Here is a 15,485-nt window from a genome sequence, read left to right as displayed (position 1 = left end):
TCATAGGGAGAAGATCTTATCAAGTAATACATGCCAAGGTACTGTGATATTTGATATAGGATAAAACTGGTAGTGCTGAGTTTAAATAAAATAGTGGTTTCACGGAGATTTCGGAGGGATGAGGATTGAAAAAGTGCAAGTGTAAATGGTGCAGTGAATATGGCTCAAAATGTGAATTTTGCATCAACTACAAAGACAATCAAACACATGGATATTTAGAAGGCGAAGGAATGTGCATGGTAAAAACATATGATTATTGGGTTGAGATGCATGATGAAGCGTGTGAGAAGTTTGTATGTGATAGTACTATCAAAAAGTAAAGGAGATACATACATGGATGAATTGATTGAAAAGATTAAAGAAGAAATAGAAGTATCTTTGAACTATTACAAAGGGTCTGATCCAGTAGCTTATGAAGGTGAAATTCTTGGCCTACAGGAAGCATTAGATATTATTCATGATCAGTTGGAGATTATCAAACATACATAGAGGAGAATTGAAAAATGTTGATTATTGACTTGGAAAATGGCGAAGAATCATTCACAGAAGTAGATGAAGCAGTAGAATTTTGCGAGAAAGAGTTTGGATATAAGGGTTCTATGTGGGATGCAGTTAAACGTAAGTGTAATCTAAATCAACTTTGTGAACTACTTCGTGCAGATGAAATTTGTGCTTGGATTCATCCATAGAGGAGGAAAAGAATGCCGTTCATTGGAAGACTCATTTTAATCTTCATCCTAGGCTTTGGGTTGTGGACGCTCATGTTCCCTGTGTTCAATAAAGTAGGAAGCAAAGTTATTAACAAATACAATAGATTTAAACAAGAGGAGAATGTAAATGAAGAATCTAAAGACATTTAAGGTAGGGGCAATTGCAGTTGGAATGGTCATTGTTCTGGGAGTAGCGCTATTGAGTTTCTTTGTAACAAGAATTCCCAATGGATATGTTGGTGTCGTATATTCACCAAATGGAGGAGTAAAGGATAGCACTCTCAGCCAAGGATGGAAACTCGTTGGAGCGTTTGATAAAGTAACTAAGTATCCTATCCGAATTCAAACCGTTGAATACAAAGATATTCAAATTGCTACGTCTGACGGTAAAAACATCACAATCGATTTTGCCTATAACTATCAAGTAGAGCCAAGCAAGGTATCATCTATTTTTAATACATTTGGGCCAATTGGTATTCAAGAAATTGAGGATACATATCTGAAAACACGTTTCCGTGACGCAGCTCGTAAAGGTATTTCTAAGTTTACTGTAATTGATGTTTATGGTGAGAAGTCATCTGAAGCAGGAGTAGATGTCCAACAACGTTTCGCTGATGATGTTAAAGAGTTAGGCTTCATTGTATCAAACGTTACTGTAGGTGTTCCTCAACCTGACGCTAAGACTCAGGAAGCAATCGATAAGCGTGTTGAAGCTTCTCAAGAACTGGAACGTAAGACAACTGAATTGGAGATTGCCAAGAAAGAAGCAGACCGTAAACGAGTAGAAGCACAAGGTAATGCAGACAAACTCCTGATCGAAGCAGAAGGTCAAGCTAAAGCAAATAATGAGCTTCAGCAATCACTCTCTAATCAACTCGTTCAATATGAGACAATTAAGAAATGGGATGGAGCACTCCCATATGTGAGTGGTTCAAATACTCCAATGATTCAACTGCCAACAACCAAGACAGAAGGGGTAAAATAATAATTGGGGAGTTTATCTCCCCAATTTACTAAAGCAATTTGAGAAGGAGTGTCCAATATGAATGAATACGATGAACTCATTGAAGAACTGGGCAGTAAAGTTGAAAAAAGGGATAGGCTAACACAACAAATTGCACTAATGGCTGCGACTGTAGCTGAATTGGACATTGAGATTGATCAATTGAACATACAGATTGATGAGCTTGAAGAGTCAGAAGAAAATTAACTGAACACTTATAGAGCTTATGAAAGATATATTTCTTGGAAAGTAGGAGATTTAATAAATGAGTAAATTCGCGGTTGGAGAAAAATTCAAATTGAAGGCTACAGGTCAGCGCTTTAAAATTTCAAAAGTTATTACTATGTATCAATTATCTCCAATAGGAGCACCATCTCTCACTACTGAAAGCCTGACTGAACAAGAAGTACTAGAGGAATTTGTGAATTATGATAAATAGGTCTTAATCAAAGTGAGATTTCACAAGAATCGTGTTTAACTCTAAAGAACTTAAGCAAAAAAAAGAGCCTGTAAAGGCTCTAGTTTAAACAGCTTGTAAATAATCGTTACGAAGATGTTCTTCAATTAGATTATAGAGCTCTTCTAATTTTTTTGAAGATTCACTAGATTGTTCATGCATCTCAAGTTTTTGGGCATATGTAATACGGTAGAGTCCCGCATTACATATGCTTCATATATATTTTTTCTTGCTTCAAAGATTTGTAGAATAAAATTATCAATTAATTCTATGAATTCATCAGTAAAATACATCCTATTGATTTCTAAATATTTTTTTATCTCTCCCTCAATATACTTTGAGAGTATTGGATCAGCAGGAGAAGCATTTTTCACTGTGATATATTTCTCTCTCATTAGTGTTCGGACTTCTTGTATTTTGACATATCTCGTCTGTATGTAGTCGGCAGTTACTTTCATTTTGCTATCCAGCTTTTTTAAGTACTCAGTATGCTCTTTTTCCATCTCTAATTTTCGTTTGTCAGCTTCTTGTTGTAGCTCAGCTTTAAAAGCCTCCATTCTTTTATCAAAATGTTCTTTAGAGTAAGCTTTCACAAGATACTTAGTAGCAGCTATAGCGGTAGTTAAAACAACTGGGATTGATACTACAAGTGTTCCCCAATCAATAGTTAAAGCCATATACACCAACCTTTATTATTATAATACTATATTATCGGCATTATTAAGGCAGATTTGTATAGTGGGGACAAAAGCAAATGAAAGTCAAATTTTATCAACAGAAGTATACTAAAATGGTTTTTTAAATAAAAAAGAGGAGTACATTTGTACACCCCCCATGAACTATTTAAATAAATCATATTCAGTAGGTTTTAAAAGGTTTTTCTTTATCGACTTAGCTAGATAGTGATTAGAATCAATTCCAAATACGCGCAAATATTTTTGCTTTTCAAATTTACTTATCGAATCAATATATTCTGGATTATAAACTACATTTTCACAATAAGATGGAAGTAGATTATTTAATATTTTTTTAAGAGCGGCTTCATCCAATGCTAGTAATTGTTGCTTAAGCTCAGAATAAACCGAAGAGTATTTTCTAAGCCAGCTAAACAATATAACGCTTTTTCCTGAAGAAGGGAACACCGTCAAAGTTAATAGTGCAACTTCAGCATTGCAATTGTCTAGATCGTTAATTTCTTTACCATGTAGGTCATATTCGAGATAAAACCCAGAACAAACTGAAAGAGGTAGTTCAGTGGGTAAGAATAGCTCAACAGTGTCTATTTCATCATAGTTTTCAGATAGTAATGCAGCGTCATATAGAGATTTTGTCCTGTGCATGTCTGCATCTGCCACTTCGTAACCCCTCTGAAGTTCTATATACTTATCGTCAGTAACAAGGCTAGCCTTTTCATTGCCTATTGTCTTATGTAATTTGGCAGCTTCAGCTTTCTTATGATACTCAAAAGAAAAAGCTCGATACGAAAACAGAAATCGTTGTTGGGTTGAGCCAGTGTATTCTTCATCTTCTATTGGCTTAAAAAGCTCTTTATCATGATGCTTGCAGAATCCATTAAAAGTTGTTGCCACCCCGCGTCCCATTTTTTTGAAACGAGAAACAAGATTAGAATTTGTTTCATCCGGAACTTTTCTAATCATGTATACGTCGCCGTTACGTCCTAACTTTTTTAAGATACGATTGTTTTGAATAGAATGCGCTCTAATAAATCCATCCTTGCATTCATCTTGATTTGGATGAATACACTGTTTAATTGAATTATTGTTCAGTTTTCTATTCATTGCCGACTCAAGGGGGATTGAGGCATCTAACAAAGGTTTGTCAGTCATATTCATGTGACAGTTTTTATACTTTTTACCTGAGTTGCAAGGACAAGGGCCATTTCTTTCAACTTTCAATTAATTCATCTCCTTCTATATTTAATAAATATACTATATTTACACAATAAAGCACATTACATAGAACAGGGAATGTCTATTATTTGGAATGAAATGTACCTTTCACAAAGAATTAAACCATTAGCATATTAGAGGAGATGGGAATTATAGCTACATACGGACAGCAAGTTTGGGGATCTGTAGATATCCATAATCAAGTTACAATCACAACAAGCAACAATACATTTACGTTTAATGTAGACGGTACTCCATATACCATTAATCTGCCAAACGGTACATACAACACCATTAGAGAAAAACACGAATCAGAATTGGTTCAAGCAATTACGACAGCAGCTTCTTCGTTAAACATTCCAGTCGTATTTAGGTTGGGTGGTATGCACTACGACTACAATTACAATGTGCTAATTATTGAACACACAGACAAAGAGAATGAACATGTATTGGATAACTTTACCGGAAGCGCAAACGATACTTTGTTTGGTATTATTAAATTCAACCTACCGCCTAGGGACTGAATAAACAATTATTCATCTTTTAAAGACAAAGATAATACTTTACAAATCGTGATTATCAACTTATACTAAGAGAGCAAACAACAACAAAGAAGAGGTGTTGAAGATGGATAGAAATACTCGGATTCAAAAATCACTTGATAAGTTAAACAATAGTCTAAAGGATCTGAATATGGCTCTTGATCGACAACATCTCACTAACAACAAGATGAGTACAAGCGTCAAAGAGTATTTCGAAGTAAAGAATCATTTAGAAATGAAAAAGTTGAAAGAAAAGGAGTGGAAAAGTAATTCAACTAAATGAAGCAACATTAAGTTTGTCCAGAGTGCTGGTTGACTGCTTTAAAGATGATATCGGCACAGATAATGAAAGTTTTTTGCACGAGGATAGCTACATTAGTAAGACCATGAAGAAGAAGATTGGTAAAAAACAATTCGATGATTTCGATAAGTATGGACTAGAGGTGTGGAGGAATGCTTGGGGAGAGTTTGATCGAGTTGTTTTCCGCACCAGATTGAGTAATTAAGTAAATAAGAAGTAAAGGAGAAAAGAATTTGAAATTAGGAAATAGAGATGTTATTGGTCTGCATGTGTTCGATGAGTGGGGAAGTAAAGTTGCATACTTAGATTCACTTAAAGAAAGTAAACTTGTAACTTCTGATGAAGAACAAACAATACTATTTGTAAAAGACGCTCTTTTAGACATCGAATTACTGAAGTTTATCACTAACGAGGAAGATCAGTTTTTAAATGACTATGAGTCTTTCTTTAACAAGAAAACACACCGAACATTTTCGTTCAAAAAGATGTCAAAAAAATGTAAACTGATTGCTGAAACATATTACAGAAGTACTCATGGAGAAGATCATAATACATATTTTGAAATACCAAACGCTCGGATTTTAAATTCAATTGATTTCTATACCAGTTCAACAGGCAATCCGAATGATACAGACATTATGTTTATTATTGAACCTTTTAACGAAGAGAATGATCTGTTTAAAATTCATATTGAAGAAAAAGACAACAGTGCTTCAATGCCAATTGCAGTTCACAAAGTTGAGGTAACATGCAAAGATTTCACAACAAATGGAACAGAGTTTATAGAAAAAATTGAAAAAGCTCTAAATGTAAAATTGAGAAATGTTAGATCAATTTAATTAAGATAATATAAAATAATTCTTTTACACAGATATAGACATTTGAAAGTGAGGATTTTAATGCCCCGATTAGTAAACAAACCGAATAACAGACAACTAGCTTTTGATGAGAATAGAATTAATACATATGCAGATAGAGTAATGAGTGGATTTGACTTAGACAAGGAAAAGTTGGTCAAAGGTGTTAATAGTAAACTAAGACGTGACGAGGTAACAGCAGAAGAGATTAGTGAAGCATTCTCGATGACAGCTTTAGACTTGATCACAAAAGAAGAGCCAGATTGGAAATTTGTTGCGGCAAGAGGACTTCTGACAAAACTTTATAAAAAGGCCGCAAACAATCGAAAATATAAGTCATATGTTGATGAGCCATACGGTTCATTTTACCCTCTGATTCAAACTTTAGTTGAGAAAGGAATCTTCAGAGAAGAACTTCTCACCTGTTATACAAAGGAACAGATTGAAGAGCTGGGAGAGTACATTAATCCAGAATATGATCTACTATTCGATTATATTGGATTACTCACCCTTACAGAGCGTTATTTAACACATGACTTTGATGGGAAGCTAATGGAGTTGCCACAACAAAGATATATGGTTATTGCGATGTATCTAATGCATCAAGAACCTGAAGATAAGCGTATGGATCTAGTCAAAGAATCCTACTGGGCAATGAGTAACCTGTATATGACTGCTGCTACACCAACAATGTCCAATGCAGGTAAAAAAGTTGCTGGTCAATTGTCTAGCTGCTTCATTGACACTGTAGATGACTCGTTGGAAGGCATTTTTGATTCAAATACTGATGTAGCAAGACTGAGTAAAACAGGTGGAGGAATTGGAGTCTATCTTGGCAAGGTTAGAGCAAGAGGCTCTGATATTCGAGGACACAAAAATACAAGCTCGGGTGTAGTACCTTGGATTCGTCAATTGAACAATACGGCGGTTAGTGTAGATCAGCTCGGTACACGCAAAGGTGCGATTGCGGTGTATTTGGATGTATTTCATCGTGACATTCTAGCCTTTCTTGATCTGAAACTCAATAATGGCGATGAACGAATGAGAGCACACGATATCTTCCACGGTATCTGTCTGCCTGACTTGTTCATGGAAAGAGTTAAAAGTCGAGGAGAATGGAGTTTGTTCTGTCCACACGAAGTAAAGTCTATTATGGGATGGAAAGATAGCAATGGACGACCACTTGGACTGGAAGACTTCTATGATGAGGAATTGGGCAAAGGAACCTTCAGAGAAAAATATGAAGAAGCAGTAAACCATCCTCTGCTACAGAGAATCACTGTTCAAGCGATTGACATTATGAAGCGTGTGATGAAGTCTCAATTAGAGACTGGGACACCATATATGTTCTATCGTGATACGGTGAATCGGGCAAACACTAACAGTGTTCACGGGATGGTATATTCTTCCAATTTATGTACCGAAATACTCAATAATCAGTCTCCAACTGTTGTTGAAAAAGAAGAACTAGTCACCAAAGATGGACAAACTCGTATCATTATTTCGAAAATCCCGGGTGACTTTGTAGTATGTAATCTCAACTCCATCAACTTATCTAAAGCAGTGCCAGACAATGTTCTTGAGCGACTTGTTCCAATTCAAACTCGGATGTTGGATAATGTTATCGACATCAACAATATTGATGTACTGCAAGCACAATATACAAATTCACAATATAGAGCCATTGGCATGGGAACGTTTGGACTTCACCACCTGCTTGCTCTCGAAGGCATTCATTGGGAGTCTGACGAAGCTGTAACCTATAACGATAATCTGTACGAAAAAATCAACTACCTGCTCGTGAAATCCAGTATGGAGCTATCCAAAGAAAAAGGACATTATCCAAAGTTTAAGGGGTCTGATTGGGACACAGGAGAGTATTTTGTTAAGCGAGACTACGTGTCAGGTGATCGTGAAGGGCAATATGTAACTATTGATCAGTGGAAAGAGCTGCAAGCCGAAGTACAGAATAACGGTATCCGTAATGCTTGGCTGTTCGCCATTGCCCCAAATGGATCTACATCAATTATTGCTGGCTCAACCGCATCGATTGATCCACTATATGAATTAATTTCATATGAAGAAAAGACCACATATAAAATCGCAAATCCAGCTCCTGATTTATCCGAAAAAACAGGCCCTTATTACCAAACGGCGTTCATGGTGGATCAACATGCTTCCGTTAATATGGCGGCTGCCCGTCAACGTCACGTCGATCAGGGACAAAGCTTCAACTTCTACGTTCGACCGGATATCAAAGCAACTGATTTCTTAGAGCTTCATCTTCATGCATGGAGGGCTGGCATGAAAACTACTTATTATGTTAGAAGTAGAGCTTTAACAGTTTAAGGTTACGAGTCATGCGCTAGTTAAATATAAGGAGAATACGTAATTGAAAATTCAGAAAATCTTCAACACGGAAGCACCAAACAAATCTACACGTATTATCGAGGGGGAAAATTCGGGTATCCTTAACTGGAACGATATCCGAATGCCTCATATGTATAAACTATACAAAGTTTTGCTGCTTAATCATTGGATTGCAGATGAGATTCCTATGTCTAAAGATGCTTCACAATTCGCTCAACTTAGCAAAGTGGAACAGGATACATTCAAGATTAATATATCACTACTGGCAGTATTGGACTCGATGCAAACAATGTTTGTTGGTGACGTAAAACGTTATTTTACAGATTCATCGTTGGAAGCAATATCTGCAATCATTGGACAGCAAGAAGTTGTACATAATCAGTCTTATTCCTATGTGCTTTCTTCAATTGTATCTGATCAAGAACAGAAAGAAATCTTTGAGTATTGGAAACATGATCCTGTATTACTAGAGCGAAACCAATTCATTTCAGATATCTATCAGGAATTCCGTGACAACCCCAATCCACAAACGTTCTTTAAGTCAATGGTTGCCGATTTGATTCTAGAGGGTATTTTCTTCTATACAACATTTGCATTTTTCTATAATCTGGCTCGTGATCAAAAAATGATGGCAACATCTCAAATGATATCCTATATTATGCGAGATGAGAATCAGCACTGCTACTTTTTCGCAGAGGTGTTCAAACAGTTACTAATCGACTTTCCTGAGCTTAACACACCAGACAATATTAAATATATCTATAAAACAATTGATAAAGCTGTCCAGCTAGAGACTAATTGGGGGTACTACACTCTCAAGGAGATTGAAAGTATTGATCTAAATGAACTAAGTGACTACATCAAGTACATCGCCAACAAACGTCTGCGTCTGATGGGTATGGAAAAAGCATATGAAGGTGTGGATGTAAACTGCATGCCTTGGATCAAACCATTCTCCGATGAAGCTTTAAACTCAACAAAAACTGATTTCTTTGAAGCAAAATCTCGCAACTATGGTAAAGTTGGCGATGATAACGGATTCGATGATTTGTAAAAGGGAGATAGGCACATAAATATGACAAATTCAATTAATATTAAAACTGATTTTATGAAAGTACGAGAGTTTCAAAAAGCATTTAACTGTCCAGCACCAGAAACACCTACAGCATTAGATGATAAGTTGGTTACAAATAGAGCCAATTTTATCATGGAAGAAGTGGTTGAGTTGCTCTATGCATCATCTGATGGTGACAAAACAAGGTTTAATGAATTTGTACACAACCTTATTAATTCAATTTACGATACATACGATAAGCAACTAACCAAACCATTTCCTGAAGATCGTCTGATTGGACAGGTTGATGCGCTAATTGACATTAAATACTTTGCTGAAGGTGGACTTGTTGAGGCATCGGTTATCCCTGATGAGATTTTCGATATTGTCCATAGTGCAAACTTATCCAAAATCTTTCCAGATGGAAAGCCGCACTATAACGAAGTTGGTAAAGTAATTAAACCCGATGGATGGGAAGCGCCAGAACCAAAGATTGAGAAGGAAATCAAGCGCCAGATTGATTTGGGAACATTACGATTTAACTAATACATATGGGCGGTGGTTAATCCACTGCCTTTTCATTTGAACATTATGAGAAACAGCAAAAGACAACATAAGAAAATATAAGGAGAATGTAAAATGATGAGATACACGTTTGCATATGAGGTTTTGTCCGACAAGTCAAGTTCAGAGTTCAGCCAAGAGGCTACAAGCAAGGAGGAAGCTGCTGAACTTATTGTTGCACGTATTGCAGATCTGGAGTTTACAGATGAGTCAGATATCAGGTTGGGCAAAGTTATCGCCATCAGCAAGAAAGTCGGTGACAATTATATTGCTTGTGAAGGGTGTGCATCTTAAGTGAAAAACTATCTCGATTTATTGCAGGATATTCTGAACAACGGTGTGCATAAGGGAGACCGTACCGGAACAGGAACACAATCTGTATTTGGCAGACAACTCCGTTATGATCTCTCCGAAGGATTTCCGCTGGTAACAACCAAACGAATTCATCTCAAATCGGTTATTCATGAACTGTTGTGGTTTTTGAGTGGCGATACCAATATATCTTATTTGAAAGAAAATGGTGTGAAGATCTGGGAGGACTGGGCGGACAAAAATGGTGATTTGGGGCCAGTTTATGGGTCACAGTGGAGAACATGGGAGGCTCCAAACGGAGATAAAGTGGATCAAATTGCCGCAGTCATTGATTCGATCAAAAACAATCCGGATTCACGTCGTCACCTTGTCAGCGCATGGAATGTGGCTGAGATCAATAATATGAAGCTTCCACCTTGTCATTTTGCGTTTCAGTTTTACGTTGCAGAGGGTAAATTATCATGTATGCTTACGATGCGTTCCGTGGATACGTTCCTCGGTTTGCCGTTTAACATCGCGAGTTATGCGCTCTTTACTCATATGATTGCCCAGCAATGTGATCTTGAGGTGGGTGATTTCATCTGGTCTGGAGGGGATGTTCACATCTACTCTAACCATGTTGACCAGGTCAAAACGCAGTTGGAGCGTGAACCTTATGCTTTACCTAAGCTGGTAATCAAGCGTAAGCCGGATTCTATTTTTGATTATAAGTTTGAAGATTTCGAGTTTGAGAACTATCAGCATCATCCGGGCATTAAGGCTCCAATTGCAGTATGAGCAAATTATCAATCATTGTAGCTATGGACGAGAATAGGCTGATTGGCTATAATGGAAAACTTCCATGGCATATACCTTGGGACCTGAAGTACTTTAAGGAAAAGACTATGTTTAAAAATATTGTAATGGGTAGAAACACTTACGAATCGATAGGTAAGGTACTGCCTAATCGGACAAATATAGTTCTTACTTCTGACCTCAATTTTAAAGCAGAGGGCTGCATTGTAGTAAATAAGATTGAAGATGTTCTACAATACACAGATAAGTCGGATATGGAATCCTTTATTATCGGAGGATCATCATTATATGAACAATTTATTCCATTAGTAGATGAGATGCACATCAACTTGATTCAGCATACATTCAAAGGTGATTCATATTTTCCTTCTTACGATGAGAGTGACTGGGATATACGCACCGAAGAAACCGTAGAAGTAACAGGTGATAAAACAGTGTATAAGATTAAAACAAAACATCTAATAAAGAAAATTAAAACACAAAGATAATACTAGACAAATAACATAATAGATGATAAACTAAGTACAGGTCATAAAGAACCTGTACTTTTTCTTTTAGGAGGGATCAGATGGTTGAGAAGGTGATTGATAATTTTAAAACTCGCTCTAATTGTTCTACCGCCAGCAATTTTGTTATGGTTCATAATTAAGAATAAAGATCAGATAAAGCTTGAATTGGAAAATTTTAAACACATAAATAATATTGAAAATATATTCTACTCTACTTGTTTTGCTTTTATAGGATTTAATATTATCAACTCTTTGACAACTCAATACTTTGAGACAGCTATGATAATAAGTTTACCCGTCAATATTCCTGTGCTTTACATCTATAGTGTAACATTCAGCCCCATCATTGAAGAGTACATATGCAGAGGAATAATATTCAAGAAACTTAGCAGCAAGTTTAGCTTCGTGGTTTCTGCGCTTGCAAGTTCATTGGTGTTTGCGATACCACATTTTAATTTAAGCGCATTTATCGGCTATGTATTTATAGGATTCATCTGGTGCTGGTATTACAAAAAGTGCGACAGCCTACTGGTTCCAATATTAAGTCATGTATTATTCAATTTCACAACAATACTAATCATGTCGCTGAAAGGGTGATGGATACATATGATAAGCAAGTTAATCAACTATCTGTTTTGGAGTAAATCATTTGAGAGTGTTCGTGAAGCACACAAAGAGATGTGTTACAAACAAGGAAGATACGATCAGGAAAGAGAGTTTTGTTATACACATATCGATGAACGGTATGAACAATAGGAGGAACGAAAATACATATGAAAATTAAATCAAGTGTAATTGAGAAGTACAGCCAACTGTGTATGAAGAGTTATCTGAACTGCGATTCTTTTGAGGAAGTAAGGTATAAGATTAAGAAGTGTGTAACATTGGGACAAGTCGTAAAAGTTGAGGGAAATACTAAGCACATTCAATATTATTACAATCGATTTATTGTTGAGAATGGTGAAGTTATTGATTTGTATCAAGATAAGAATACATACATAGGAGTTTCTGAACGAGTAAAGGCTGCTTATGATCGGTTGGAAGGTAAAGTAGTGGTTTAGATAAAAGCCGTCTTTTATCAAAATATATACTGCACATAACAATGAACTACCAACATAAATAAGGAGATGATTAACATGGAATATCCTAAAACTATTGAACTCTCTACTCACGGCTTCGAAAGAATGCAGGAAAGATTCCCTGAATACAGTAAGAACAAAAAGATGGCTACAGATTATGTTAGATCACTATTAAAAAGCTCTGAATACATTGGAGTTGTACCAGATCAATTCGGAGTTGATTCTCACATGTATGTTTTCAATCATACAGTTGCTATCCATATTGGATTAGATCCTGTGAAAATTACTACGGTGTATCCAATCGAAAGAGACATTGAAAAAGAACATAAGAAGATTACGTTTCGAGACAGAGTTGAAGAGCTATACAAAAAAGAATTCAGAAAAATACATAGAACAGAACTGGCAAAGCGCAAGAAGATTCAATATTCCAAAGCTAAAAATGAAGCTGAGATTGCTGCACTTAAATACAAGCAACTCATTACACGGTCTGAGAATGTAAAAGAGATGTGTGTAAAACGAATTAAAGAATTACAAAATGAGATCCTTCATGAAGAAAACATCATCAAGGATGTTCAAGTTTTAAAGAGAAGTGTAGCCTATGCCATTGCAACAGGAAATTACTAGGGGAGAATATATGAATCTACTACAAGCAACTCAGTATAGCGCACATGGATTCACGGTGATTTCAAACTCTGGGAAGAGATATTCCCCAGACATGTTAAATGTGAAATGGATCGGCTCACACTATGCTTCAATGAATAACTGTGGAATGAATGATTCTGAACGTAAGGGTGAGTGGGAAGCGGTAATAAGTCTGAAGAGTCAGTGAATATCTAAATTTATCAAAAAAACAAAGGAGATAATACATATGAATAATTTTGCAATCGCTAGGGATTTTGAAGAAGGTAAGACAGAGTTTCTTTGTGAAGAATATGGGCCAGATTGTTACACAGATGATATAGGGTGTGCAATCGTTTATGACGAACGCAGTGCAATTCGGGAACTGGTTGATGATGAGTATGCAATCAAGTTGAAATATGACGTTGACGGTGGAATTGAAGGGTACGAACGAGTGATACTGTGAACTAACATAGATCATACCGAGGAGGGATATACATATGATCGTATGGTTTAAGAGATTGATATGCAAATACAGAGGGCACAAGTGGGAAACGTATACGGTTAGTACGGGTTACTACAGTTACGACATAGAACAAGCAGGATATTGCACACGATGCAGCTATGACACTCACGGAGAATACGAATAGGGGAGGATACATAAATGACAAAAACATTGACCCGGGAGCAAATATTGGCGATGGAGCCAGTGGAAATCGACCGCTATATTCATTCAAATTTGTTTGATGGTGAAGATTTAACAGAATTTAAGTACAAACATGTAACTTATACAATACCCAACAGACGCGTTTTTGTTAAAGAGACTGATTCAAGTACGGTATGGAGAGAATGTTTAGCTTATTCCTTAGAGATTTCATCTGCGTGGGAAGTTGAAGAGAAGATCAAGGAACTGAGGTTACAGGCTAAATATTGCATAGCATTAAAACAGGTCGTGATTGGCACAGGTGAGTACGTTGGAATGTTTGATTATATCCATGCAACACCAGAACAACGTTGCAAAGCCGCACTATTGGCTGTACAGGAAATTTAGGAGGATGTTAAAGATGAATCAGTACCTTGTATGCTTTAAGACAAAAACTGAGTTTGAGGTCGGCCTTATGTTTAAAATTGATGTTGCCTTTAATAGACCGAACAATCCATCGGATGAAGAAATTATCAATGACTATTTAAAGGTTAATTATGGTGAAACCATTGATTATGAAACCTTACAGTGTCATGTGTTGAGTGATGTTATACATATTGATGAAGACTATTGCGTAGAAACTTAATCGAATTAAAAATCTAAGAAGGGACTGGAGATATAAATATGAAGATGATCGATGTAGATAAACTTAGTCAATGGATCAATAGTGAGCGAGTGGAATTGGAAGCAGAGGGTCAATCAACATTAAATATGGTTTTAAAAGAAATTGTGAATGGAACTTTTGATTTAACAGATCACTATATTGGAATTGACGATAGTGATGGTAAAAAAATGTGCGAAGGCAGCATTGTAAAAATCACCTTTGACACAAACTACATAGATAAAGATTTCTACATTGGAGTAATTGAATATGGAGCAGATCGAGGATATCCAGCTTTTGATTTGGAGCCTTGGATTGATTGCGACATGAATGCAATTAGCTGGCTCAAAAGCGAGAGCGATCCATCTGTAATTAAATATGAAGTAATTGGAAACATCAGAGACAATCCTGAACTATTGGAGGTTTAAGAATGAAATTATACAGAGTAGATAATACGTTTACTGGATACGGATTAAATAGCTATCTGGTTTCCGCAGCAACAGAGCAAGAAGCGATTAAAATGGCGGGCTTAAGATTGAAAGAGTACGCTCTTAATAATAACTTCGCCATTAACGAGACTATGTATAAGCACGTTGGAATACCAGTAAGAAGAATTCATGAGCATATCGATACACCAAGTTACTTGTCTCATTTTACAGCCAAATGCCTATCTGAAGATATTGCACTTGAGCAAGTAATAAAAATTTAATTGGGAGGTAATTAAATGAACAATAAAACTAAATCAAACAAAAGCAATAAAGCAATTGATCAAACTGAAGCTTGGATGAAAGCTATTCACAACTCAGAGGAGGAGAGAAGAAAGGTTGACGCTTCACTTTCACCATCAAGAGATTCAATTCGATATGTAGTTGATTACGCCAAAACCATCAATGACACTGTTCAATTAATTAAAAACACTTCGAACATGGCACATCAGGGTGTAATTGAATTTGAAGTTGCTCAGAGAATAATCGACAATCAAAAGAAGGCATTGGTGCGTGACATTAAGTGGCTTGAGACATTTTTAACACAAGATGATGAAGACAAATAGAAGAGTCAATGAAAGTCTAGTTTGATCAAAAAATAATAGAGGAGAGTAT

Annotated in this window: 24 protein-coding genes; 22 read left to right on the top strand and 2 right to left on the bottom strand. The window is 36.2% G+C overall.

All coding sequences use genetic code 11. From position 1 onward, the window contains the following. The first annotated feature begins 333 nt into the window (after positions 1 to 333). The 5 genes from NST33_RS17790 (at position 334) to NST33_RS17770 (ending at position 2,152) form a co-directional block, all read left to right on the top strand. Complete coding sequence (locus NST33_RS17790) at positions 334 to 489, top strand: hypothetical protein (protein ID WP_339304289.1); 156 nt, start codon at positions 334 to 336, stop codon at positions 487 to 489. A gap of 14 nt (positions 490 to 503) precedes the next feature. After that, complete coding sequence (locus NST33_RS17785; protein ID WP_124115327.1) at positions 504 to 689, top strand: hypothetical protein; 186 nt, start codon at positions 504 to 506, stop codon at positions 687 to 689. Between the two features lie 148 nt (positions 690 to 837). Then, positions 838 to 1,695 carry an SPFH domain-containing protein gene (locus NST33_RS17780; protein ID WP_339304286.1) on the top strand — a complete coding sequence of 286 codons (858 nt, stop codon included), beginning with the start codon at positions 838 to 840 and terminating at the stop codon, positions 1,693 to 1,695. 57 nt (positions 1,696 to 1,752) lie between these two features. Continuing rightward, positions 1,753 to 1,920: a hypothetical protein gene (locus tag NST33_RS17775; protein ID WP_339304285.1), complete on the top strand. Its 168-nt coding sequence runs from the start codon at positions 1,753 to 1,755 to the stop codon at positions 1,918 to 1,920. Between the two features lie 58 nt (positions 1,921 to 1,978). Next, positions 1,979 to 2,152, top strand: coding sequence for a hypothetical protein (locus tag NST33_RS17770; protein WP_339304283.1), 174 nt, complete (start codon positions 1,979 to 1,981; stop codon positions 2,150 to 2,152). A 143-nt stretch (positions 2,153 to 2,295) separates the two neighbouring features. Here NST33_RS17770 and NST33_RS17765 read toward each other — a convergent pair whose 3' ends face one another. Continuing rightward, a complete protein-coding gene (locus NST33_RS17765) occupies positions 2,296 to 2,847 on the bottom strand; it encodes a hypothetical protein (RefSeq protein WP_339304281.1) in 552 nt (183 codons plus the stop codon). A gap of 162 nt (positions 2,848 to 3,009) precedes the next feature. Further along, on the bottom strand, positions 3,010 to 4,086 hold the full coding sequence (locus tag NST33_RS17760) for an SEC-C domain-containing protein (RefSeq protein ID WP_339304279.1): 1,077 nt from the start codon (positions 4,084 to 4,086) through the stop codon (positions 3,010 to 3,012). A 137-nt stretch (positions 4,087 to 4,223) separates the two neighbouring features. On the opposite strand from NST33_RS17760, the gene NST33_RS17755 reads away from it, so the two are divergent. From NST33_RS17755 to NST33_RS17675, 17 genes are all read left to right on the top strand, one after another. Then, positions 4,224 to 4,604, top strand: a complete 381-nt coding sequence (locus tag NST33_RS17755; RefSeq protein ID WP_339304277.1) for a hypothetical protein — start codon at positions 4,224 to 4,226, stop codon at positions 4,602 to 4,604. A 552-nt stretch (positions 4,605 to 5,156) separates the two neighbouring features. Then, positions 5,157 to 5,762 (top strand): hypothetical protein, encoded by a 606-nt coding sequence (locus tag NST33_RS17750; protein WP_339304275.1) that lies wholly within the window; start codon positions 5,157 to 5,159, stop codon positions 5,760 to 5,762. Between the two features lie 60 nt (positions 5,763 to 5,822). Beyond that, a complete protein-coding gene (locus tag NST33_RS17745) occupies positions 5,823 to 8,129 on the top strand; it encodes a ribonucleoside-diphosphate reductase subunit alpha (RefSeq protein ID WP_339308724.1) in 2,307 nt (768 codons plus the stop codon). Between the two features lie 43 nt (positions 8,130 to 8,172). After that, positions 8,173 to 9,204 carry a ribonucleotide-diphosphate reductase subunit beta gene (locus NST33_RS17740; RefSeq protein WP_339304273.1) on the top strand — a complete coding sequence of 344 codons (1,032 nt, stop codon included), beginning with the start codon at positions 8,173 to 8,175 and terminating at the stop codon, positions 9,202 to 9,204. 21 nt (positions 9,205 to 9,225) lie between these two features. Next, a complete protein-coding gene (locus NST33_RS17735) occupies positions 9,226 to 9,750 on the top strand; it encodes an HAD family hydrolase (RefSeq protein WP_339304271.1) in 525 nt (174 codons plus the stop codon). 93 nt (positions 9,751 to 9,843) lie between these two features. Then, entirely contained in the window at positions 9,844 to 10,062 is a 219-nt protein-coding gene (locus NST33_RS17730; protein WP_339304269.1) for a hypothetical protein, read from the top strand. Continuing rightward, the gene (gene thyA / locus NST33_RS17725) at positions 10,063 to 10,857 is read left to right on the top strand and encodes a thymidylate synthase (protein WP_339304267.1); all 795 of its coding nucleotides are present in this window, start codon (positions 10,063 to 10,065) and stop codon (positions 10,855 to 10,857) included. It begins immediately after the preceding gene. Next, the gene (locus tag NST33_RS17720) at positions 10,854 to 11,363 is read left to right on the top strand and encodes a dihydrofolate reductase (RefSeq protein ID WP_339304265.1); all 510 of its coding nucleotides are present in this window, start codon (positions 10,854 to 10,856) and stop codon (positions 11,361 to 11,363) included. Before thyA ends, NST33_RS17720 begins: the two co-directional genes overlap by 4 nt. A gap of 794 nt (positions 11,364 to 12,157) precedes the next feature. Next, a complete protein-coding gene (locus tag NST33_RS17715) occupies positions 12,158 to 12,445 on the top strand; it encodes a hypothetical protein (protein ID WP_339304264.1) in 288 nt (95 codons plus the stop codon). A gap of 75 nt (positions 12,446 to 12,520) precedes the next feature. Next, positions 12,521 to 13,087 carry a hypothetical protein gene (locus NST33_RS17710; protein WP_339304262.1) on the top strand — a complete coding sequence of 189 codons (567 nt, stop codon included), beginning with the start codon at positions 12,521 to 12,523 and terminating at the stop codon, positions 13,085 to 13,087. A gap of 244 nt (positions 13,088 to 13,331) precedes the next feature. Further along, on the top strand, positions 13,332 to 13,547 hold the full coding sequence (locus tag NST33_RS17705; RefSeq protein WP_339304260.1) for a hypothetical protein: 216 nt from the start codon (positions 13,332 to 13,334) through the stop codon (positions 13,545 to 13,547). A 34-nt stretch (positions 13,548 to 13,581) separates the two neighbouring features. Next, positions 13,582 to 13,731 carry a DUF1660 family phage protein gene (locus NST33_RS17700; protein ID WP_339304258.1) on the top strand — a complete coding sequence of 50 codons (150 nt, stop codon included), beginning with the start codon at positions 13,582 to 13,584 and terminating at the stop codon, positions 13,729 to 13,731. Positions 13,732 to 13,745: 14 nt separating this feature from the next. Next, the gene (locus NST33_RS17695; protein ID WP_339304256.1) at positions 13,746 to 14,132 is read left to right on the top strand and encodes a hypothetical protein; all 387 of its coding nucleotides are present in this window, start codon (positions 13,746 to 13,748) and stop codon (positions 14,130 to 14,132) included. A 13-nt stretch (positions 14,133 to 14,145) separates the two neighbouring features. Continuing rightward, entirely contained in the window at positions 14,146 to 14,370 is a 225-nt protein-coding gene (locus tag NST33_RS17690) for a hypothetical protein (RefSeq protein WP_339304254.1), read from the top strand. 38 nt (positions 14,371 to 14,408) lie between these two features. Continuing rightward, on the top strand, positions 14,409 to 14,813 hold the full coding sequence (locus tag NST33_RS17685) for a YopX family protein (RefSeq protein ID WP_339304252.1): 405 nt from the start codon (positions 14,409 to 14,411) through the stop codon (positions 14,811 to 14,813). 2 nt (positions 14,814 to 14,815) lie between these two features. Then, positions 14,816 to 15,094 (top strand): hypothetical protein, encoded by a 279-nt coding sequence (locus tag NST33_RS17680; RefSeq protein WP_339304250.1) that lies wholly within the window; start codon positions 14,816 to 14,818, stop codon positions 15,092 to 15,094. A gap of 15 nt (positions 15,095 to 15,109) precedes the next feature. Next, positions 15,110 to 15,436, top strand: a complete 327-nt coding sequence (locus tag NST33_RS17675) for a hypothetical protein (RefSeq protein ID WP_339304248.1) — start codon at positions 15,110 to 15,112, stop codon at positions 15,434 to 15,436. The last annotated feature ends 49 nt before the right edge of the window (positions 15,437 to 15,485 follow it).

It is taken from the genome of Paenibacillus sp. FSL L8-0435 (genome assembly GCF_037965655.1).
GTDB lineage: Bacteria > Bacillota > Bacilli > Paenibacillales > Paenibacillaceae > Paenibacillus.
This window is presented reverse-complemented; position numbering and strand designations above follow the sequence as displayed.